Here is a 20,408-nt window from a genome sequence, read left to right as displayed (position 1 = left end):
AAAGCTTGAACCGGCTTTCGCCTCCGGGTCTTTCGTGGGCACTCGCTAGACGGCGCTACTGTAGCCTCTTATTCGCTTGGCTGCATGAAGTGAAAGGCCCTCGGCCTCCGGATGTAGCACTCGCCTCAAAGATAATTGGCAACGGCAAGCCGTCGCGCAAAGTGCGTGTCGAAGGTGGTCGCGGGTTCTATTGCCGCTCGACTGCCTCTCATGAAAAAAGTCACCTTGATTTGGGTGACGCCCATATCCGGTTGATTGAGCGTCCAGGCAGCTTCCAGCAAGTCGCCTCCACGGTCGGAAAACCTAACAGGCTCACCCCACCTCGATCATATTCCGCACCAGTCTCACCCCCGGCACGGCCTCCGCCACCGCGGTCGCGCGTTCGACCTCTTGCTGTGTTGCAACCATCCCATGGAGCCGGATTTCCTGGCCCGCGGCGATGACGATGACGTCGGAGGCGTCGAGGCCGCCGGCGACGGCCAGAGCATTCGCAACGGCGGATTCCAGCGCCGAGCGCCGGGCATTTTCGCTCTCGATTTTGGTTTCGACACCATGAAACGTTGCCGCTTTGAAAACCATCGCCCCAACTCCCGCAGTCCTGCAGAACGGGGAAAACGCGGCATCTCCATATTGGTTCATAAGATACCTGTAAATTACTGTTAAAGTCAGTAATTTCACGAATAATGGAACGCGGGCCGAGGCTCGCCGACTTGCCTGCGGACTTGCCGCCTTTCGCGATCCCCTGTAGAGCCATGGGCGACGACAGCAAGATGCGGATACTTGGAAATGACAACCGGGAGCAAAGCGCCGCGCCGCCTGACGATATTGGGTTCGACTGGCTCGATCGGCCAAAACACGCTTGACGTCATCGCCCAACTGGGTGGACGCGAAGCCTTCGATATCGCTGCAATCACCGGACACGACAACATTGATCTCCTGGCAAGCCAGGCAAGGGCCTGTGGCGCGGCACTTGCCGTCACCGCCAATGAAGATCGCTATCAGGCGCTCAAGGAAGCGCTGGCCGGCACTGGCATTGCCGCGGCCGCTGGCAGGAACGCCCTGATCGAAGCGGCCTCCATCCCTTCGGACTGGGTAATGGCGGCGATCGTCGGCACTGCAGGCCTCGCGCCGACGTTGGAGGCAGCGCGCCGGGGCGCTGATATCGCGCTCGCCAACAAAGAATGCCTGGTTTCCGCCGGCGATCTCTTCGTTCGCGCCGTCAGCGAAGGCGGCGGGCGTTTGATTCCAGTGGACAGCGAACACAGCGCGATTTTCCAGGCACTGGAAGATGACCAGCAGCATGCGGTGGAGCGCATCATACTGACGGCTTCCGGCGGCCCCTTCCGCACATGGTCGCGCGAAGAGATGGCCAATGTCACAGCGGCGACCGCGCGCGCCCATCCGAACTGGTCCATGGGCCTGAAAATCTCCATCGGCAGCGCTTCAATGTTCAACAAGGCGCTGGAGATGATCGAGGCCAAGCATCTGTTCAATGTCGGTCCAGAACAGATAGAGGTCGTCGTCCATCCGCAATCCGTTGTTCATTCGATGGTTGGTTATACGGACGGCTCGGTGCTGGCGCAGCTCGGCTGTCCGGACATGCGCACAGCCATCGGCTATGCGCTGACCTATCCGTCCCGGACAAAACTAAATGTCGACCGGCTGGACTTCGCAAAACTAGCCCGGCTGGATTTCGAAGCGCCGGACGAGGTTCGCTTCCCTGCGCTGCGTCTTGCGCGCACCGCGCTGGAACGCGGCGGACTGCAGGGCGCCGTCATGAATGCCGCCGAAGAGATTGCCTTCCAAGCGTTCGTGGACGAACGGATCGGCTTCCTGGAAATGGCGGATATTGCCGAAGCGGTCATGGACGAGATGATCGGTATCGGCAGCGCCGAAACGATGGATGCGGTCTTTGCCGCCGATGATGAAGCCCGCCGCTACGCCACCGTGTTTGTAAAGCAAAGGGAAAAAGCCGCGTAAGCGCCCGCGAAAGGGCGCACGTTCGCAAAGTAGATGACTGCTCTCACCGGCAGGTCTGCTTATCTGTTTGTGATCGACGAACTTTCAACATATTCGCTAGACCATCACCAACGTCGCATTCTGATGGAGCATTTCATGGCACTTCATCTCGAAACTCCGCTCCTCGAATCCCGTCCCCTAAGCCAAGCGTCGGGGCGAGCCATCTGGTTAAAGATGGACGCGCTTCAGCCCCCCGGCTCGTTCAAAATCCGAGGTATAGGGGCGGCGTGCGAGCATCACGCCAGAAGCGGAAAGCGGCGTTTCATTTCTTCCTCCGGGGGCAATGCGGGTATCGCGGTCGCTTATGCCGGACGTCGTCTCTCGATTCCGGTGTCGGTCTTCGTTCCCGAGACGACGACGGAACGGGCAAAGTCGCTGATCCGCCAGGAGGGCGCCGAGGTCTTCGTCCATGGAACATCCTGGCAAGAGGCCAACGAGCGCGCGCTCGAAGCGGTCGACGTGGAAACCGCATTCATACACCCGTTCGATGATCCGATTTTGTGGACAGGGCATGCAACGATCATCGACGAGGTCGTTAAAGCGGCCGTTCCGTTCGACGCGGTCGTTCTTTCGGTTGGCGGCGGCGGGCTTCTGTCCGGCGTCGCGGAAGGGTTGGCGCGCAACGGACTGCAGGATATCCCGTTGATAGCAGCGGAAACCGAAGGCGCAGCGTCTCTGGCGGCTTCCGTGAAGGCCGGCAGGCGCGTCGAATTGCCCGCCATTACCAGCATTGCGACGTCGCTTGGCGCCCGAAAGGTTTGCCAGCGCGCCTTCGACATCACGCAGACACTACCCGTTGATTGCGTCGTTGTCGACGATCGAGCTGCCGTCAACGCATGCACACGCTTTCTTGACGATCATCGCGTGGTCGTGGAGCCGGCCTGCGGTGCAGCTTTGGCGGTCGCCTATGCCCATGCCGATCGACTGGCCCGTTTTGAACGAATCCTTATCGTTGTTTGCGGCGGGGCGACGGCTTCTCTCGCTCAGTTGCAAGCCTGGCAAGCGTCCTGATCGTCTCGCGAATTCAATAGCACCGCTCTCCCGTGCGCAATAAATCAGGGCGCGGAAACAACGTTCCGCACCCTGACGAAAGGATAAAAATGTAACCGGCGGCTTATGCCACGGCGCGGGCAAGCGCGCAGCGCGACCAGAGTGCATGCAGCGCGCTGACGAGATGCTCGATATCGGCATCGGAATGCAGCGGCGTCGGCGTGATGCGCAGGCGCTCGGTCTTCTTCGGCACAGTCGGATAGTTGATCGGTTGAACGTAGACGCCGCAATCGAGCAGCAGATCCGAGATCCACTTGCACTTGGCGGCATCGCCGACCATGACCGGCACGACATGGCTTGGGTTCGACATGTGCGGAATGCCTGCGGCGTCGAGCTGAGCGCGCAGCTTGCGGACGCGATCCTGATGGCGGGCGCGTTCGAACTGGCTGACCTTTAGATGCTGGATGGAGGCAACAGCGCCCGCAGCCAGTGCCGGCGGCAGCGACGTCGTGAAGATGAAGCCGGATGCAAAGGACCGGATGAAATCGCATAGCGCCGCCGAGGCGGCGATATAGCCGCCCATGACGCCAAAGGCCTTGCCAAGCGTACCTTCGATGACGGTCAGCCGGTCCATCAGTCCTTCACGCTCGGCGATACCGCCGCCGCGTGGGCCGTACATGCCAACGGCATGCACTTCATCGAGATAGGTCATCGCGCCGTATTTGTCGGCGAGATCGCAGATCTCCTTGATCGGAGCGATGTCGCCATCCATCGAATAGACGCTCTCGAAAGCGATGAGCTTCGGCGCTTTCGGATCGGCGGCCTTGAGCTTGGCTTCGAGATCATGCAGATCGTTGTGCTTCCAGATGACCTTGTCGCACTTAGCGTAGCGAATGCCCTCGATCATCGACGCATGGTTCAGCGCGTCGGAAAAAATGATCAGGCCGGGAATCTTCGCGCCGAGCGTGCCGAGCGTCGCCCAGTTGGAAATATAGCCGGAGGTAAAGATCAGCGCCGCTTCCTTGCCGTGCAGATCGGCGAGCTCCTGTTCGAGCAGAACATGGTAGTGGGTGGTGCCAGAAATATTCCGGGTGCCTCCCGCACCCGCGCCACAGTGATCGATGGCCTCTTTCATGGCTTCGATCACCTTGGGGTGCTGGCCCATGCCGAGATAGTCGTTCGAGCACCAGACCGTTACGTCCTTGGAGCCTTCGGGCGTATGCCAGGTCGCACGCGGAAAGTTGCCGCGCTGACGCTCCAGATCGGCGAACACGCGGTAACGGCCTTCCTTGTGTAGACCGTCCAGTTCACCTTTGAAAAATGCTTCGAAATCCATCATCTGCTCCAGAACCATGCGACCGGTTTTCATGTTTGCCAGTCTGCACGTCAACCCCTCCGCTTCGCTTTCGCACCCCGCTGCGGCAAATGGCCCATAATTTTGAACTATTCCAGACAAGAATTGTCAATCACCGAGATTTGACAATCAGGCCCGTGTCCAGAACGCACGAAACCGGAAGAGCGGGCAGGCCCGCCCTTCCGGCTTTTGTGTAAGCGATTTATGCCGCGGCTACGGCACGCTTCGCCATGACTTTTATCAAATTGGCGCGGTATTCGGCCGTCGCATGCAGGTCGGACATCAGCGTCGACGAATCGACGACTGCATTGGCGACCGCATCCGGCGACCAGTTCGCCGCCAGCGCCTGCTCCATGCCGGCATGACGGAACACGCCATCCGCGCCCGCGCCGGTGACGGCAACTCGGGCACCGCCCGCTCCCTTGGTTACGAAAACGCCGGTCATAGCGTAACGCGAGGCAGGATTGGGAAATTTGGCGTAACCGGCCTTTTCCGGCGCCTCGAAGGTAATGGCCGTGATCAGCTCGCCGTCTTCCAGCGCTGTCTCGAACAGGCCGGTGAAGAAATCATCGGCTGCGATCTGACGCTTGTCGGTGACGATCGTGGCGCCCAGGCCCAACATCGCCGAAGGATAGTCCGCCGCCGGGTCGTTGTTGGCGACCGAGCCGCCGATCGTGCCCATGTGGCGGACATGCGGATCGCCGATCATGCCGGCAAGATCGCAGAGCGCCGCACAGACGGCGCGGATCGCCGCCGAGGACGCGACTTCCGCATGCGTCGTAGCAGCTCCGATCGTCACTGTGCGACCGTCGACGCGGATACCCTTCAGGGTCGGGATATGCCGGAGATCAACGAGATCGCTCGGCGAGGCCAGGCGCTGCTTCATGGTGGCGATCAGTGTCATGCCGCCGGCGACATATTTGCCGTCCGGTGCGTCCGACAGAAGCTTGACGGCTTCGTCGACCGAGGAGGCACGATGATAGTTGGTTGCATACATGGTTTTCTCCTCCTCTTGTCTCAGGCCACGGCCTGCGCTGCTTCCCAGACCTTCAGCGGCGTGGCCGGCATGGTCAGGGCATTGTTGCCGATCGCATCGGTGATGGCGTTGATCAGCGCCGGCGGCGAACCGATGGCGCCAGCCTCGCCGCAACCTTTGACCCCGAGAGGATTATTCGGGCAGGGAGTGTTCTGGTGCGACAGGTTGAAGGACGGAAGGTCATCGGCGCGCGGCATGGCGTAATCCATGAAGCTCGCCGTCAGCAACTGGCCGTTGGCATCGTAATGCACGCCTTCGAGCAGCGCCTGGCCGACCCCTTGCGCGATGCCACCGTGCACCTGACCTTCGACAATCATCGGATTGATGATATTGCCGAAATCGTCGGCAGCAACGAACTGGATAATTTCGGTCTTGCCGGTTTCCGGATCGACCTCGACTTCGCAGATGTAGCAACCGGCCGGGAAGGTGAAGTTGGATGGATCGTAGAAGGAGGTTTCCTTCAGGCCCGGCTCTGTACCGGCTGGCAGGTTATGAGCGGTATAGGCGGCCAGCGCCACCTGGAACCAGGGCAGCGACTTGTCGGTGCCGGCGACTTTAACCTCGCCATTTTCGATGACGATATCGCTCTCATCGGCTTCCATCAAATGCGCGGCGATCTTCTTCGCCTTGGCCTCGACCTTGTCCAGTGCCTTGACCACCGCCGACATGCCGACGGCACCCGAGCGCGAGCCATAAGTGCCCATGCCCATCTGCACCTTGTCGGTGTCGCCATGCACGACGGAAACCGTGTCGATCGACACGCCGAGGCGGTCGGCGACCAGTTGTGCGAAGGTGGTCTCATGACCCTGGCCATGGCTGTGCGAGCCGGTCAGCACCTCGACCGTTCCGACCGCATTGACCCGAACCTCGGCCGATTCCCACAGGCCGACACCCGCGCCGAGAGAGCCAACCGCCTGAGAGGGCGCGAGCCCGCAGGCCTCGATATAACAGCTCATGCCGATGCCGCGCTTCATGCCGCGCGCCTCCGCCTCTGCTCTGCGGGCCGGGAAACCATTCCAATCGGCCTGCTGCATGGCGGCGTCGAGAGAGGCCTCATAGTCACCAGCATCGTAATTCATGATGACCGGCGTCTGATGGGGGAAGGAGCGGATGAAGTTGGTTCGCCGCAGTTCCGCCGGCGAGATGCCGAGCTCGCGCGCTGCCGTTTCCATCGTGCGCTCGAGAAGATAGGTCGCCTCCGGACGCCCGGCGCCGCGATAAGCATCGACCGGCACCGTATTGGTATAGACGGTGCGGACATTGGCATGGATCGCCGGGATCGCATATTGGCCCGACAGCAGCGTCGCATAAAGATAGGTCGGCACGCATGAGGAGAATAGCGACATGTAGGCGCCGAGATTGGCGATGGTGTCGACCTTCAGCCCCGTGATGCGGTTTTGCGCGTCGAAAGCCATCTTCACTTTCGAGACATGATCGCGGCCATGGGCGTCGGTCAGGAAGGCCTCGGTACGGTCGGCCGTCCATTTAACCGGCACGCCGGTCTTTTTTGACGCCCAAAGACAGACGATCTCCTCGGGGTAGATGTAGATCTTCGATCCGAAGCCGCCGCCGACATCTGGTGCGATGACGCGCAGCTTGTTTTCCGGGGCGACATTGTAGAACGCACTCATCACCAGCCGTGCCACATGCGGATTCTGGCTCGTGGTGTAGCAGGTGTAGTGATCGTCGCCGGCATCATAGATGCCGAGAGTCGCGCGCGGCTCCATGGCATTTGGCGACAGCCGGTTGTTATGGATTTCGACCTCCGTGACGTGGGCGGCCTCCGCGATCGCCTTGTCGGTCGCGGCGCTGTCGCCAAGCTCCCAGTCAAAGATCAAATTATCCGCCGCTTCCGGATGAAGCTGCGGCGCACCGGGCTTTAGCGCCTCGACCGCCTCGGTGACGGCGGGAAGCTCATCGTAATCCACCACGACGGCCTCGGCCGCATCGCGGGCCTCGCCAAGGGAATCGGCAACGACGATCGCCACGGCATCGCCGACATAGCGCACGGTCTCGGCAGCCAACGGCCGCCAGGCGCCCATCTTCATCGGCGAACCATCCTTGGAATGGATCATCCAGCCGCAGATCAGATTGCCGATGCCATCGGCCAAAAGTTGCTTGCCATCCAGCACGCCTATCACACCCGGCATGGCCAGCGCCGCTGACGCATCGATGCCGGTGATCTTCGCATGCGCATGCGGGCTGCGGACGAAATAGGCATATTTCATGCCCGGCGCCACCATGTCGTCGGTGTAGCGGCCCTTGCCTGTCAGAAATCGCTTGTCTTCTTTTCGCGCAACGCGCGCACCAATGCCTTCAACGCCCATGTGATCCTCCCATTGGGGTTCCGGGCCTGGCAATTCGCCAAGATAACAGTCATTGGCGTTCGCCAGACAATCTCGGTGAAATCTTATTCAGCCGCCTGTTTGGCGGCGTGCATCTCGGCATTGGCAGCAAGGACTGCCTTGACGATGTTGTGGTAGCCGGTGCAACGACAGATATTGCCATCAAGTTCGGCCCGCACTGTCTTTTCGTCTAGCGCGCCGCCGTGGCGATTGATCATGTCGACAGCCGTCATCACCATGCCGGGCGTGCAGAAGCCGCACTGCAGGCCGTGGTGCTCCTTGAAAGCAGCCTGAACGGGATGCAGTTCGCCATTGGCCGCCAAACCCTCGATGGTTGTAATAGCAGAGCCGGATGCTTGCACGGCAAGGACCGAACAGCTCTTGACCGATTGGCCATCCATGTGAATCACGCAGGCGCCGCATTGGGTGGTGTCGCAGCCGACATGGGTTCCCGTCAGACCGAGTTTTTCCCTTATGAAATGGACGAGCAGCGTGCGATCCTCGCACTCGCCGCTGACTGTCCGGCCGTTCACCGTCAACGTCACTTTTGCCATATTTTCCTCCTCGCCTCTCCTCCAGAGGCAGCAGCCATCATTTGACTTTTTTGAAGTGCGATCAACCTCTACTTTAGGAAGAGGGTGGATTTTCTCTCCGCGCCATTTCTTTGTTTACCGAATATAGACGTCGCCAGTTTACCACCAAAAAAACCGCAAGTGCCCAGTAGACAAACATATTTTGCACGATATTTCTTCCTAGCTGCAGGACTGCAAGGACAGCCCATCGTGGTGGAGCTGGAAAATTGGGACGGCGTTGCCGGAGTGCCGGCTTAAATAACGTTGGAGAGAATGAATGAAGAAAGCTCTTATGCTCGCATTGGTCGGCTTGTCTATCGCAAGCTGCACCCCGACTGAACAAGGCGCCGGTATCGGCGCTGCCTCCGGTGCCATCATCGGCGGCGCCGTCTCCGGCAATGTCCGCGGTGCAGCCGTCGGCGCCGCGATTGGCGGTGTGTCGGGTGCGCTTATCGGTAGCGTCGCTGAACAGCCTGGCCAGTGCTACTACCGTGACCGCTATGGCCGTCGCTATATCGACGATTGCCCACGCGGTGGTTATCGCAGCTACTGATCGATTGCGGATCGACATACGGAAGTCCCGGGCAAAAGCTCGGGATTTTTTTATTCCGGCCCTCAATTCCTCATCTCTGAGGCGATAAAAATCTGCCCTACCAACTCATATTTGGTCGATTTCAACGCTGGATCGAACGCTGTGACGGCAACAACGCGACCATAATCCCCTTTGATTACACCGCCGAGATTGCCCTAAGTCCCGGAGGTAAATCCGGGATTTTTCGTTTCGGAAGCGGTCCTTTGCAGGTTTTTGACTCCAAAGTGGTACACGCAGGACGCTTTTGCATCTATGGTGGCCGCGCGTTAACCCGGGGGAAACGCCAACCTGAGAAAATTCTTATATAACCGTAAAGCGGCGTATGCGTAAAAGAACCGGCCCGAGAAAGAGTATTGCGTATCGGCGAGCAGGCACCGTGGTGGCGGTTGCGGCAATGGTTGCGCTCGGCCCGCTCTATGCTGGAAACGCACTTGCTTTCAAGCTGTTCGGCATGAGGCTCTGGGGCGAAGACGAGACGGTAAACGAGGTTTCTGACCCCGTTCATTACACCGTCAATTTCAAGACGGACAATCTCGATAAGGATCTCAAAGAGGCTCTGACCGCGAGCTCCATGCTAGTCTCCGACCAGAAGACCCCAGTCTCCGGTGATCTCGGTGTCGTCATCAAGGCGCGCGATGATCGCGATCGGCTAATCGCCACCCTCTACGAAAAAGCGCTTTACGGCGGCGTGGTCACTATAACGATCAATGGCACGAACATTGACGCGCTGCCGCCGAACCCGAGCTTCAGCCGTTCTCAGCCTGTGGCCGTGACCATCTCCGTCGATCCCGGCCCGGTCTTCACGCTTGGCAAGATCAGCCTGCTCGGCGATGCGAAACGCGTCGACCCTGCCCAATACGGGCTCGTACCCGGCCGCGATGCCGGCTCGCTGACCATTCTCAAAGCCGGCGACAATATCGTTGCCGACTTCAAGAATCAGGGTCATCCGCTTGCAAAGCTGACCAAGCGCGATGTCGTCGCCGACCACGACACCCAGAAAGTCGATGTGATGCTGAGGGTCGACAGCGGCCCGATGGCACCCATCGGCAATGTCGGCGTCACCGGCCAGAAGTCGGTCGATCCGGATTTCATCAAGCGCTACGCCCGCATCAACGAGGGCAAGCCCTATTCGCCGGACGAACTGAAGAAAGCCTCCGACCGCCTGCGCAAGCTCGGTGTGTTTTCCAGCGTCACCGTCCGCGAGGCCGACAAATTGGCGCCGGACGGCAGCCTTCCCGTGACCATCGAAGTGTCGGAAGGCAAGCAGCGCTTTTTCGGCTTCGGCGCACAATATTCCACCATCGACGGCTTCGGTCTGCAGGGCTATTGGGGCCATCGCAACTTGACCGGCCGGGCGGATTCGCTGCGTATCGACGGATCGGTCTCCCGTATCGGCGAAACAACCGACGTGGGCAAGCTCGACTATAGCGCCGGTATTACCTATGTCCGACCCGCGACCCTCTATCCCTCGGCGACTTTCACCACCGGCCTGAAGATGCAAAGCCTGCATCCGGATGCCTACGATGCCGATACCATCACCGCGAACGCCGGCCTTGCCTATGAGCTCACCGATCAAGATACCATCTCTGGCAGCGGCGAAGTGAGCTATGAGAAAGACACCACCGACGCCTATGGCAAACAAACCTTCCTGACGGTGGCGATCCCGCTCGAATATGTCAGGGACACGCGCGACAACAAACTTGACCCGACTCAAGGCTACCGCGCGTCGATCGGCGCCACGCCGAGTTACGAAACCATGGGCGGCTCAGTGTTCAGCTCTTTCGAGGGTTCGATTTCCGGCTATCAGGGCGTCGGCGCCACCGATAATGTCATCTTCGCCGGCAAGCTTTCCCTCGGTTCGCTGATCGGCGCCAACAGTATCGCGGACATTCCGGCGACCCGGCGTTTCTATGCCGGCGGCGGCGGCTCGGTACGCGGCTTCGCCTATCAGGAAATCACGCCCTACGATTCCCACGGCAACGCACTCGGTGGCCGCTCCTATGCCACTGCCTCGATCGAAGCTCGCGTCAAGATTACCGAAAAGTTCGGCATCGTGCCTTTCGTCGATATGGGCAGCGTCACCGGCAGCACTTTTCCCGACTTTTCCGATGTTCGCATTGGCGCGGGCGTCGGTGTGCGTTACGCTACGCCCTTCGGGCCCATCAGGCTCGACGTTGCCGTCCCACTCAATAAATATCCAAACGGCACGGCATACGGTATCTACGCCGGCATAGGCCAAGCCTTCTGACAAGCCGTACAGTCGGGGACGGTTCAGCACGCGGTTACAAAATTGAGGTTACTGTCGCTCTCATGAGCACGTTGATTCGAATTCTCGGCAGATTGGTGCGCCTCGTCGCTTATGCGATTGTGGCAATCCTCGTGCTTGCGATCGCCGCCGTGCTGGTTGTCGGCTTCGTGCCCGCCGCGACCGCTTATGCCGTCGATCAGGTGGCGAAGCTCGTCTCCACACCCGACCACACCATCACGATCACCGAGCCGTCCGGGCTCCTGACCGGCAACCTGCGGGTCGGCTCGATCACCGTTGCCGACGCGAAAGGCACTTTCGCGAAAGTTCAGGATCTCGCCATCGACTGGTCCCCGGTCTCGCTGCTGACGGGCACTTTCCATGCCGGTCGTGTTGCCGCGGGCACCGTGGATTTTCAACGCTTGCCGGTCACGACCGTGACGGCGCAGCCGCAAGCAGCGACGACTGGGAGCAAAGGCTTCTCTCTGCCGATCGCGGTCGATATCGGCGCCTTTGCACTGCCGAATCTTCGTGTCGGGCAAGCCGTGGCCGGCCAGGATTTCGCGCTCGCCGCCAACGGCAGCGTCAGGGCGAATAGCAACAGTGTCGACCTCATCCTGGATGCCAATCGCCAGGACGTCCCCGACGCCAAGCTCTCCACCAATATTGCTTTCGCACCGGCCGAAAACCGGCTCAACCTAAAGGCTGAAATCGCTGAACCGCGAGACGGCATGTTGGCCGGCATGCTGCATCTGCCGGGCGGCCCGGCGATCAATATAAACCTTTCCGGCGAAGGCCCCCTGTCGAACTGGGCGGGCAAGCTGCAAGCCGCGCTCGATGGCAGGCCGACGGTGTCGATCGATGGCCATCACGCCATTTCCGTCGATGGGCTCCACCATATCGACGTCAAGGGCGGCGGCGACGTCGATTCGCTGTTGCCCCCGACCTTCCGCCCCCTCTTCGCCGGCCAGACGACGATAGACCTTTCCGCCACCTTCGACGGCAAGGGCAAGATCGACATCCAGACCGGCAATCTCGCCACCGGCAGCGTTGTCATCGCCGCCTCGGGCACGCTTGATCCCGCAGGCAATAACAGCCTCAACGCCAACCTGCTCGGTACATCAGGCCCCGTCGATTTCCGCTGGCCGATGGAAACCGGCGAGGTACGGGCAATGATTTCCCGTGTCGACGTCGCGCTGACGGGCGCTGCGCAGTCCGTGAAGATCGATGCCAAAGCATCGCTCGATAGCGCCAGCACGCCACAAGGCCAGATCAGCCAGGTAAATCTCAGCGCCAAGAGCGACGCCTTCAACCTGACCAATGGGTCCGGCCCGCTGCAGCTTCGCCTCGTCATCGGCCAGACCGCCTTCATCAGCCCCGATCTCAACCGACTGATCCGTGCGCCGGTCGCGCTGACGGCGCCTCTTCAGCTTTCGCCCGACATGATCGGCTTCAACAACACGACGCTGGAGAGCGCCAGCATCGGCGGCACCATCAACGGCAAATATACGCTGTCGTCGAAGGCGCTGACTGGCAATTTCAAGATCTTCGCGCTGCCCGCCGTGCTGCCGGACGGCGTGTCTGACAAGTTCGAGGGAACGATCTCGCTTGAAGGTCAGGTCGCCGGCACCTTGCCGACGAAAATGAACCTCTCCAACCTGGCTGTGAAATCCAACATTGGCGAGATCGCCGGCAATGCCGCGCTCGATGGCCAGACGCTGACATCGAATATCACCGGCAGACTGCTCGATCTTTCCAAGCTTGTGCCGAATGCGGAGGGACAGGCTGACATCGCTTTGAAGACCAAGGGGCAGCTAAGGGCACTCGATCTCGAAGCGACGGTTAAGGCCGTCAATGTCAAGCTTGCCGGCCGCCTGCTGGATACGCTCGATATCGCCGTGACCGGGACGGCCGATCCGAATGCGCCCCAGGCAAACGTACAGGCAAATGGCGCCATCGAGGGCAAACCGATCAGCATCACTGCCAACGCCGCCTCGCAGAACGGCCGCACCAGCATCCCGACGCTTGCCGTCGAAGTCGGCCCCAACAAGCTGCAGGGCAAGCTGGATTTATCGCCGAGTTTCGAACCGTCAGGCACATTGAACTTCGATCTTCCCGACCTCAGCTTACTCGCCGCCCTGGCCGGGCAGAAAGCTGAAGGGGACCTCAAAGGCGCGGTCGATCTCGCCAGCGCCAACGGCAAGATCGGCCTGAAGGTCGACGCCAACGGCAGCGGCATCCGCCGCGACGATCTTTCGATCACCAAGCCTGCCATCGCGCTGACCGTCGACGATCTCAAGGCCTTTTCCGCCAATGGCAGCATCCGCGCCGATGCCATCGCCTCGGGCGCCAATCGTATTGCCGATCTCGCGCTGACCTTCACGCAGCAGGGCAGCCGCACGGTTTTCGATCTCAAATCCAACTATGACAATGCGCCGCTGACGGCCAATGGCAATGTCGAAACCGGTGGTGGCCAGACGGTTGTCAGCCTCGACAATTTCGCCGGCGCGCCGCGCACAATCCCGGTTAAACTGGCCTCACCGACCAAGATCACCATTAAGGATGGCACGGCATCGTTGAACGGCCTCATCATCCAGACCGGCGGCGGTTCGGTGACGGTCAACGGCACCGCTGGACAAGCGCTGAACATCACGGCTGAAATCGCCAACCTGCCCGCCAGCCTCGCCAACGTCTTCGCACCGACGCTTGCCGCCGAAGGCACGATCTCCGGCAGAGTGACGGTGACCGGCAGGCCCGCCTCACCCGTCGTCGGCTTTCAGGCCAATTGGTCGGGGGCGGCGACCAGCCAGACGAGATCGGCCGGCCTCGGTCCTCTCGGCATCCGGGCGAACGGCCAGTTCGCCAACAATACCATCACCATCGACACCAACTTGACCGGCCAGAACGGCCTGGTGCTAAATGGCGGTGGCACGGTTGCTGTCGCCGGTAGCAAGGCTTTGGGGTTGAGGTTTTCCGGCACGCTGCCTTTCGAAGCGATGGCGGGACAACTTGCCGCCCAGGGCCTGAGCATGACGGGCGCAGCAAGGCTCGATCTGCAGATCGCCGGCACGACGGCGGCGCCCATCGTCACAGGCTCGGTCTCCAGCGATGGCGCGAGGCTCGTCGATGTCCGCCGCAACCTCACTCTCAACGGTCTCGCCATCACCGTCGCGCTTGACGGCAGGCAGGCGGTGATCTCGCGGTTCAACGGCAATCTCGCTAGCGGCGGCAGCATATCCGCAAGCGGCACGATTGGCATCGCCCCGAACAGCGGCTTTCCGGCCGATATCCAGTTGAGGTTCAACAACGCCACCTATGTCGACGGCACGCTGGTGACCGCAACCATCAACGGCACGCTCGGCATCAGGGGACCGCTTCTGACCGCCCCGGTACTTACGGGCAATCTGAAGCTCGCGAAGGCATCCATTACAGTGCCGGAAAAGCTTCCAGCCTCGCTTTCGCAGATCAACATCAGACACAGGAACGCGCCGGCAGCCGTCACTGCTCAGTTCAAGGGCCGGCAGCCACAAGGCCCACGCAATAAATCCACCACCCTCGGCATTGACCTGCAACTCGACGCACCTTCGCAGATTTTCGTTCGTGGCCGCGGCATCGATGCGGAACTCGGCGGCAGCATCACCGTCCGCGGCACCGCGGCCGATCCTATCGTCTCTGGCGGTTTCACCATGAGGCGCGGGCGCCTCACTATCCTCAGCCGCCGCCTGGATTTCACCAATACCAGCAGGATCACCTTCGGTGGCGACTTGACGCCTGCCCTCGACATGGAGGCCACGTCGAGCGTGAGCTCCACCACCATCACCGTCCATGTCACCGGTTTGGCCACCGATCCAAGGATCATTTTCTCCTCTTCCCCTGCCCTGCCACAGGACGAGGTGCTGGCGCAACTGATCTTTGGACAATCGATGTCGAGGCTCTCGGCCCTCCAGATTGCCCAGCTCGCCGATGCCGCTAGCCAGCTCGCCGGCGGCCGCTCCACCTCGTTGTTCGAGGGCCTACGCAGCCATCTCGGCGTCGACGATCTCGACATCACGACGGACGCACGGGGCCAGGCGCAGGTGGGCGCAGGAAAATATCTGAACAAGCGCACCTATATCGAGCTGCAGCAGGGCGCCGCCAACAACACCAAGGCGATCATCAATTTCGACGTCGGAAGCGGCGTCAAGCTCAGGGGAGCGGCCGGTTCGAACGGCGCGGGCGAAGCCGGCATCGTCTACGAGCATGAGTATTGAGGAGATCACACGACTTCCGCCCAAGGCAGTATGCCGCTAACCTCGCGCTTTGATGCCCTGCAGCATTCGCTGTTGCTCAAGCGCCAAAGCACCTCAGGCTGAGGTGGACAGGGTTTCGGGCGCATGCAAGAGACCAGTGCTCACTCTCTGCCCCTCGAAGGGCGAGGGCGGTGATGCTTCCTTGGAAAGAAAGACCTAAAATCCCATCTTGCTGGTCTTCAGCAGAATATTAGATTCAGTCGTATTGATGCCATTGATCAGCCGGATTCGGCGCAGCGTTTCGTCAAAGGAGGCAAGGTCGCGGTCTTCCAGCTCAGCGATGAAATCCCATTTGCCGTTGGTGCTGTGCAGAGCCCTTACCTGAGGCAGACCGCGAAGCTGTTCGGCGACCTTGTCCGCCATCTTGCCGAGCACCTCTATCATGACGATGGCGCGCACGCCGGCAGAACGGGCTTCATGGCCGGTTCTGATAGTGAAGGCGGTGATAGTACCGTTGTCGACCAGCCGTTCGATGCGCGCGGTCACTGTGGCGCGTGAGGCGCCGGTCGCTGCCGCAAGCGACGAGACGGACGTGCGGGCATTGTGGCGCAGAGCGCTCAGGAGGTCACGGTCGAGATCGTCCATGGGTTTATCATTCTGATAAATGGCACTAATCAATCTGTAGGAGACTAGTCGATTTTCGACAATTTTCCATCTTTTTGCTGTCATCTCCGCGGCCGATAATCGAGATCAACAGCCGATTTATATCTTGAGTCTTTCCGAAAATCGTTTCGCATTTTTCAGGGTATTGCACTGATGGGGGCGCCGCTGATGAACGTAGAATCCACATCCATTACGCTGATCGGCGTACCGCTTGAAGAAGGCTCCGGCCGCCGGGGCGCGGGCATGGGCCCGACGGCACTGCGCATTGCTGGCATCGAGACGATGCTGACCGAGCTCGACCACCGTGTCACGGACAGCGGTGACCTGCATCCGGCCCCCGCGGCGGATTTGCCGGACCTTCCGAAGGCGCATAATCTAAAAATCGTCGGTGCGTTCACCCGTGCTCTCGAGGCCAAGGTCTACGAAGTCGCCTCCTCAGGCGGCTTCCCGCTGATCCTCGGCGGCGATCACAGCCTCTCCATGGGCAGCGTTTCCGGCATGGCGCGCTATGCGGCTGAGGTCGGCCGACCGCTATTCGTGCTCTGGCTGGATGCGCATTCGGACTTCAATTCCCCGACTACATCGCCGTCGGGCAATATTCATGGGATGCCCGTCGCCTTCTTCTGCGGCGAAGCGGAGATTGCGGACATCCTGCCGGCCGACCGGCCGCTGGTCGATCCGAAGAAGGTTTTCCAGGTCGGCATCCGCTCCGTCGATCCGCACGAACGCCAAGAAATCCGCGAGCACGGCGTCAACGTCTTCGATATGCGCTCCCTCGACGAACAGGGCGTGGCTGCAATCATGCGCCAAGTGCTCGACATGATCAGCGCCGAAAACGGCCTGCTGCACGTCAGCTTCGATGTCGATTTTCTCGATCCGGACATCGCGCCGGGTGTCGGAACGACCGTACCGGGTGGCGCGACCTTCCGCGAAGCGCATCTCATCATGGAAATGTTGTCCGACAGCGGCCTCGTTTCGTCGCTCGATTTGGTTGAGCTCAATCCATTCCTCGATGACCGCGGCAAGAGCGCCCGCGTTCTGGTGGAGATGGCGGCGAGCCTGTTCGGACGGCGCATTTTCGATCGCCCGACAAGGGCGGCATAGTTCTGGGGGTAAATGATGATGAGCGAACCAAACGATCTGATTGCGACCGAACAGCGCCTCGGCGCCCACAACTATAAACCGCTCGATGTTGTGCTGACCCGTGGCGAAGGCGTCTATGTCTGGGACACCGACGGCAAGCGCTACCTTGATTGCCTGTCAGCCTATTCGGCGGTCAACCAGGGCCATTGCCACCCGAAGATCCGCGAAGCGACGATCGAGCAGGCCGGCAAGCTAACGCTGACCTCACGCGCTTTCCGCAATGATCAGCTCGCCTATCTTTACGAGGAGCTGGCGGCGCTGACCGGTTCGCACAAGATCTTGCCGATGAACTCCGGCGCCGAGGCCGTCGAAACGGCGATCAAAGCCGTGCGCAAATGGGGCTATGAGGTAAAGGGGGTCCCCGAAAACCGGGCGGAGATCATCGTCTGCTCCAACAATTTCCATGGCCGGACGCTCAGCATCATCAGCTTCTCCACCGATCCGGATGCCCGCACCGGCTTCGGCCCCTATACGCCGGGTTTCCGCATTGTCTCCTTCGGCGATGCCGATGCACTTGCCGCCGCAATCAACGGAAATACCGTTGCCGCGCTGATTGAGCCGATCCAGGGCGAGGCCGGCGTCATCATCCCCGCTCCCGGCTATTTCACCCGTGTACGCGAGCTGTGCACAGCCAACAACGTCACTCTCATCCTCGATGAGATCCAGACCGGCCTCGGCCGCACCGGCAAGCTGCTCGCCGAAGAACATGAGGGCATCGAGGCCGACGTGACGCTGATCGGCAAGGCCCTGTCGGGCGGCTTCTATCCCGTCTCCGCCGTGCTCTCCAATTCCGAAGTGCTTGGTGTCTTGAAGCCCGGCCAGCATGGCTCCACGTTTGGCGGCAATCCGCTTGCCTGCGCCGTCGCTCGCGCCGCGCTGCGCGTCTTGACCGAGGAAGGCATGATCGAGAACGCCGCCGTCATGGGCGACTATTTCCTCCAAGGCCTGCGCTCGATCCGCTCGAATATCATCAAGGAGGTTCGCGGCCGCGGCCTGATGATGGCTGTCGAGCTGGTGCCGGAAGCCGGCGGTGCGCGGCAATATTGTTCTCAGCTCAAGGATCTCGGCCTGCTTGCAAAGGATACGCACGACAACACCATCCGCCTCGCGCCGCCGCTCGTCATTACCCACAATCAGGTCGACTGGGCGTTGGAACAGATCGACAAGGTTCTGGCCAAATAGGCCAGAACCCTGGAAGTGGCCATATCCTGTCGGAATCCCTTCCACGGGTTTAGGTTTGAGCAACATTCTTGCGCTATCGTCATGACAGCGCGCCAGTTTTGGCGCCACGCCACAATGGGAAGAATGTTCATGGCCACGATCAATTCCACCAGCTTCAGCGGTGACACTTTGGAGATCATTGCCTTCCGGCTTCATGATCAGGAGTTCTGCGTCAAGACCACCACGATCCGCGAAATCCGCGGCTGGGCGCCGTCCACGCCGATCCCGCATGCGCCCGCCGATGTCATCGGCGTCATGAATCTGCGCGGCTCAGTCATCCCAATCATCGATCTCGCCTACAAGCTTGGCATGAAGAGCACGGTCGCCAATGAACGCAGCGCCATCGTCGTCGCCGAAGTGCATAACATGGTCATCGGGATGCTGGTCGATCGCGTCTCCGACATCCTGACGATTTCCTCGAGCCAGGTGCAGCCAGTCCCCGAAGTCACCGCCTCCTTCGATCGCGCCTATTGCGAAGGCATCATTGCCACCGAAAGCGGCATGATCTGCTTCCTGAACCTCGCCAAGATGTTCAAGGAAAACGAAGCGGAAGAACTCGCCGCTTAAGCGCCTGTTTTTCATTCCACTCTCCATGAGTAAAACAGCAGCCCGGTTTTCCAGGCGGTTTTAGTCATGCAAGCGGCATGCCATGAATGGAGCCGACGGCTGTCGTCGCGGCCGTCAAGGACAATTAATGATTGAATTTCGGAACGGAGCTTCCAGCTATTCTATCTTGAATAGCAGTCGTGGACAGATTCCAACTGTCCATTGTCTCATTGTAAATAGCCGACAATAAGCCGGATCAGTCCTGCCTGACCGGCTCGGGCCTATGGATCAACGGGACTGCCTCAAGCACCAGGGGATCCAATCCACTGTTTCCATTATCAATGATTTCGAAAAACTGCCGCCGCATACGCGGCTCCCAGAATTTATTGATATGCGTCGCGACCCCCTGCACCGCTTCACTGGCCGGCTGCGTCTTAAAAAAGGTGGCGATCTGGTTCGCCATATAGACGAGCTTGGTCGCGGTCTTGCCGTGAGATGTGTCGTCAGGCGACATCGGCGATGCTCCCTGGAGTAATGCGCTGCGGATGGGTGAAAATCTCGAAATCGTCGCCGCGCACCAGCGCTACCAGCGTCATGCCCGCTTCCTCGGCCGTGCGGATGGCGAGTGCCGTCGGCGCGGAAATGGCGATGAGGACGGAGCTGCCCAACATCGCCGCCTTCTGCACCATCTCGACAGACAACCGGCTGGTGACGGCTACCACGCCCTCCGCGCCTTCGTGACCGGAACGGATGACGGCACCGCAGAGCTTGTCCAGCGCATTGTGTCGCCCGACATCCTCGCGCACGCAAAGCAGACCCTTGCCTGAAACATAGAAGCCCGCGCCATGCACGGCCCGCGTTTCGCGGTTCAACAGCTGGGCATCGGTCAACAGAGCCACGGCTTTGACGATGTCCTCGTGCGCAACCTTTAGCGAAACGCCCGAAACATCAGGCACCTTGCGCACCGCCTGCTCGATCGATTCGATGCCGCAGAGGCCGCAGCCGACAGGCCCGGCCATATGCCGCCGCCGGACACGCAACGCACCAGCCGCGTCATCGATCAAGGCGATCTGCACGTCGATCCCCTGCTCACCCTCGACAGGCTCGATCGCCGCGATCTGATCGATATTGGTGATGATGCCCTCGCTCAGACTGAATCCAACCGCAAAATCTTCAATGTCGGCAGGCGTTCCCATCATGACTGCATGGGACGTGCCGCCATAGGAAAAAGCGATCGGTACCTCTTCCGGCACGATGCGCGACCCGGAGTGGACAATGCCGTTGCGGCGGGCAGTTTCGGAGACGGTGATGGTAGGTTTGAAATGGGTCATATGGCTGCGATACCGGCAATTTTTTGTGCAGCGCCATAGACTTTGGCGTTGGTGGAGCGTGTATACCCCCCTTTGTCACTCCGTGACATCTCCCCCACAAGGGGGGCGATCGGTCTAAGAAA

17 protein-coding genes are annotated in these 20,408 nt (G+C 60.4%); 8 read left to right on the top strand and 9 right to left on the bottom strand.

Annotated features, from left to right (window positions below):
* Positions 1 to 125 precede the first annotated feature (125 nt).
* Both PY650_RS11885 and PY650_RS11880 read right to left on the bottom strand, forming a co-directional pair.
* On the bottom strand, positions 126 to 281 hold the full coding sequence (locus tag PY650_RS11885) for a hypothetical protein (RefSeq protein ID WP_285879449.1): 156 nt from the start codon (positions 279 to 281) through the stop codon (positions 126 to 128).
* 31 nt (positions 282 to 312) lie between these two features.
* Positions 313 to 579 carry a BON domain-containing protein gene (locus tag PY650_RS11880; RefSeq protein WP_285879448.1) on the bottom strand — a complete coding sequence of 89 codons (267 nt, stop codon included), beginning with the start codon at positions 577 to 579 and terminating at the stop codon, positions 313 to 315.
* A gap of 207 nt (positions 580 to 786) precedes the next feature.
* On the opposite strand from PY650_RS11880, the gene dxr reads away from it, so the two are divergent.
* Together dxr and PY650_RS11870 are read left to right on the top strand one after the other, a co-directional pair.
* On the top strand, positions 787 to 1,980 hold the full coding sequence (gene dxr / locus PY650_RS11875; protein WP_285879446.1) for a 1-deoxy-D-xylulose-5-phosphate reductoisomerase: 1,194 nt from the start codon (positions 787 to 789) through the stop codon (positions 1,978 to 1,980).
* A 135-nt stretch (positions 1,981 to 2,115) separates the two neighbouring features.
* Positions 2,116 to 3,030: a pyridoxal-phosphate dependent enzyme gene (locus PY650_RS11870; RefSeq protein WP_285879445.1), complete on the top strand. Its 915-nt coding sequence runs from the start codon at positions 2,116 to 2,118 to the stop codon at positions 3,028 to 3,030.
* 103 nt (positions 3,031 to 3,133) lie between these two features.
* Here PY650_RS11870 and hemA read toward each other — a convergent pair whose 3' ends face one another.
* The 4 genes from hemA to PY650_RS11850 all read right to left on the bottom strand — a co-directional run bounded on the left by hemA (position 3,134) and on the right by PY650_RS11850 (position 8,298).
* Positions 3,134 to 4,345, bottom strand: coding sequence for a 5-aminolevulinate synthase (hemA, locus tag PY650_RS11865; protein WP_285879496.1), 1,212 nt, complete (start codon positions 4,343 to 4,345; stop codon positions 3,134 to 3,136).
* Between the two features lie 220 nt (positions 4,346 to 4,565).
* Complete coding sequence (locus tag PY650_RS11860; RefSeq protein ID WP_285879442.1) at positions 4,566 to 5,360, bottom strand: FAD binding domain-containing protein; 795 nt, start codon at positions 5,358 to 5,360, stop codon at positions 4,566 to 4,568.
* Between the two features lie 20 nt (positions 5,361 to 5,380).
* Positions 5,381 to 7,726 (bottom strand): xanthine dehydrogenase family protein molybdopterin-binding subunit, encoded by a 2,346-nt coding sequence (locus tag PY650_RS11855; protein ID WP_285879441.1) that lies wholly within the window; start codon positions 7,724 to 7,726, stop codon positions 5,381 to 5,383.
* An 83-nt stretch (positions 7,727 to 7,809) separates the two neighbouring features.
* Entirely contained in the window at positions 7,810 to 8,298 is a 489-nt protein-coding gene (locus PY650_RS11850) for a (2Fe-2S)-binding protein (RefSeq protein WP_285879440.1), read from the bottom strand.
* 295 nt (positions 8,299 to 8,593) lie between these two features.
* Here PY650_RS11850 and PY650_RS11845 point away from each other — a divergent pair, with 295 nt between their 5' ends.
* The 3 genes from PY650_RS11845 to PY650_RS11835 all read left to right on the top strand — a co-directional run bounded on the left by PY650_RS11845 (position 8,594) and on the right by PY650_RS11835 (position 15,403).
* Positions 8,594 to 8,869 (top strand): YMGG-like glycine zipper-containing protein, encoded by a 276-nt coding sequence (locus tag PY650_RS11845; protein WP_285879439.1) that lies wholly within the window; start codon positions 8,594 to 8,596, stop codon positions 8,867 to 8,869.
* 361 nt (positions 8,870 to 9,230) lie between these two features.
* On the top strand, positions 9,231 to 11,156 hold the full coding sequence (locus tag PY650_RS11840) for an autotransporter assembly complex protein TamA (RefSeq protein WP_285879438.1): 1,926 nt from the start codon (positions 9,231 to 9,233) through the stop codon (positions 11,154 to 11,156).
* Between the two features lie 62 nt (positions 11,157 to 11,218).
* On the top strand, positions 11,219 to 15,403 hold the full coding sequence (locus tag PY650_RS11835; RefSeq protein WP_285879436.1) for a translocation/assembly module TamB domain-containing protein: 4,185 nt from the start codon (positions 11,219 to 11,221) through the stop codon (positions 15,401 to 15,403).
* A 195-nt stretch (positions 15,404 to 15,598) separates the two neighbouring features.
* Here PY650_RS11835 and PY650_RS11830 read toward each other — a convergent pair whose 3' ends face one another.
* Positions 15,599 to 16,027 carry an Lrp/AsnC family transcriptional regulator gene (locus tag PY650_RS11830; RefSeq protein WP_120705729.1) on the bottom strand — a complete coding sequence of 143 codons (429 nt, stop codon included), beginning with the start codon at positions 16,025 to 16,027 and terminating at the stop codon, positions 15,599 to 15,601.
* 186 nt (positions 16,028 to 16,213) lie between these two features.
* On the opposite strand from PY650_RS11830, the gene rocF reads away from it, so the two are divergent.
* From rocF to PY650_RS11815, 3 genes are all read left to right on the top strand, one after another.
* Positions 16,214 to 17,149 carry an arginase gene (rocF, locus tag PY650_RS11825; RefSeq protein WP_285879435.1) on the top strand — a complete coding sequence of 312 codons (936 nt, stop codon included), beginning with the start codon at positions 16,214 to 16,216 and terminating at the stop codon, positions 17,147 to 17,149.
* 18 nt (positions 17,150 to 17,167) lie between these two features.
* Entirely contained in the window at positions 17,168 to 18,370 is a 1,203-nt protein-coding gene (gene rocD, locus PY650_RS11820; RefSeq protein ID WP_285879433.1) for an ornithine--oxo-acid transaminase, read from the top strand.
* Positions 18,371 to 18,499: 129 nt separating this feature from the next.
* Positions 18,500 to 18,976: a chemotaxis protein CheW gene (locus PY650_RS11815; RefSeq protein ID WP_120705731.1), complete on the top strand. Its 477-nt coding sequence runs from the start codon at positions 18,500 to 18,502 to the stop codon at positions 18,974 to 18,976.
* A 235-nt stretch (positions 18,977 to 19,211) separates the two neighbouring features.
* Here PY650_RS11815 and PY650_RS11810 read toward each other — a convergent pair whose 3' ends face one another.
* Together PY650_RS11810 and fdhD are read right to left on the bottom strand one after the other, a co-directional pair.
* The gene (locus tag PY650_RS11810) at positions 19,212 to 19,469 is read right to left on the bottom strand and encodes a formate dehydrogenase subunit delta (protein ID WP_285879432.1); all 258 of its coding nucleotides are present in this window, start codon (positions 19,467 to 19,469) and stop codon (positions 19,212 to 19,214) included.
* Positions 19,459 to 20,286 (bottom strand): formate dehydrogenase accessory sulfurtransferase FdhD, encoded by an 828-nt coding sequence (fdhD, locus tag PY650_RS11805; RefSeq protein ID WP_285879431.1) that lies wholly within the window; start codon positions 20,284 to 20,286, stop codon positions 19,459 to 19,461. Before fdhD ends, PY650_RS11810 begins: the two co-directional genes overlap by 11 nt.
* Positions 20,287 to 20,408 lie beyond the last annotated feature (122 nt).

The sequence above is a fragment of the Martinezella calliandrae genome (assembly GCF_030272695.1).
GTDB lineage: Bacteria > Pseudomonadota > Alphaproteobacteria > Rhizobiales > Rhizobiaceae > Rhizobium > Rhizobium calliandrae.
The sequence above is the reverse complement of the archived record's forward strand: the minus strand, read 5'-3'. Positions and strand labels throughout refer to the sequence as shown.

Coding starts and splice junctions, on each gene's coding strand:
- PY650_RS11880 (WP_285879448.1), bottom strand. CDS start 579: ATGGTTTTCAAAGCGGCAACGTTTCATGGTGTCGAAACCAAAATCGAG.
- dxr (WP_285879446.1), top strand. CDS start 787: ATGACAACCGGGAGCAAAGCGCCGCGCCGCCTGACGATATTGGGTTCG.
- PY650_RS11870 (WP_285879445.1), top strand. CDS start 2,116: ATGGCACTTCATCTCGAAACTCCGCTCCTCGAATCCCGTCCCCTAAGC.
- hemA (WP_285879496.1), bottom strand. CDS start 4,345: ATGGATTTCGAAGCATTTTTCAAAGGTGAACTGGACGGTCTACACAAG.
- PY650_RS11860 (WP_285879442.1), bottom strand. CDS start 5,360: ATGTATGCAACCAACTATCATCGTGCCTCCTCGGTCGACGAAGCCGTC.
- PY650_RS11855 (WP_285879441.1), bottom strand. CDS start 7,726: ATGGGCGTTGAAGGCATTGGTGCGCGCGTTGCGCGAAAAGAAGACAAG.
- PY650_RS11850 (WP_285879440.1), bottom strand. CDS start 8,298: ATGGCAAAAGTGACGTTGACGGTGAACGGCCGGACAGTCAGCGGCGAG.
- PY650_RS11845 (WP_285879439.1), top strand. CDS start 8,594: ATGAAGAAAGCTCTTATGCTCGCATTGGTCGGCTTGTCTATCGCAAGC.
- PY650_RS11840 (WP_285879438.1), top strand. CDS start 9,231: ATGCGTAAAAGAACCGGCCCGAGAAAGAGTATTGCGTATCGGCGAGCA.
- PY650_RS11835 (WP_285879436.1), top strand. CDS start 11,219: ATGAGCACGTTGATTCGAATTCTCGGCAGATTGGTGCGCCTCGTCGCT.
- PY650_RS11830 (WP_120705729.1), bottom strand. CDS start 16,027: ATGGACGATCTCGACCGTGACCTCCTGAGCGCTCTGCGCCACAATGCC.
- rocF (WP_285879435.1), top strand. CDS start 16,214: ATGAACGTAGAATCCACATCCATTACGCTGATCGGCGTACCGCTTGAA.
- rocD (WP_285879433.1), top strand. CDS start 17,168: ATGAGCGAACCAAACGATCTGATTGCGACCGAACAGCGCCTCGGCGCC.
- PY650_RS11815 (WP_120705731.1), top strand. CDS start 18,500: ATGGCCACGATCAATTCCACCAGCTTCAGCGGTGACACTTTGGAGATC.
- PY650_RS11810 (WP_285879432.1), bottom strand. CDS start 19,469: ATGTCGCCTGACGACACATCTCACGGCAAGACCGCGACCAAGCTCGTC.
- fdhD (WP_285879431.1), bottom strand. CDS start 20,286: ATGACCCATTTCAAACCTACCATCACCGTCTCCGAAACTGCCCGCCGC.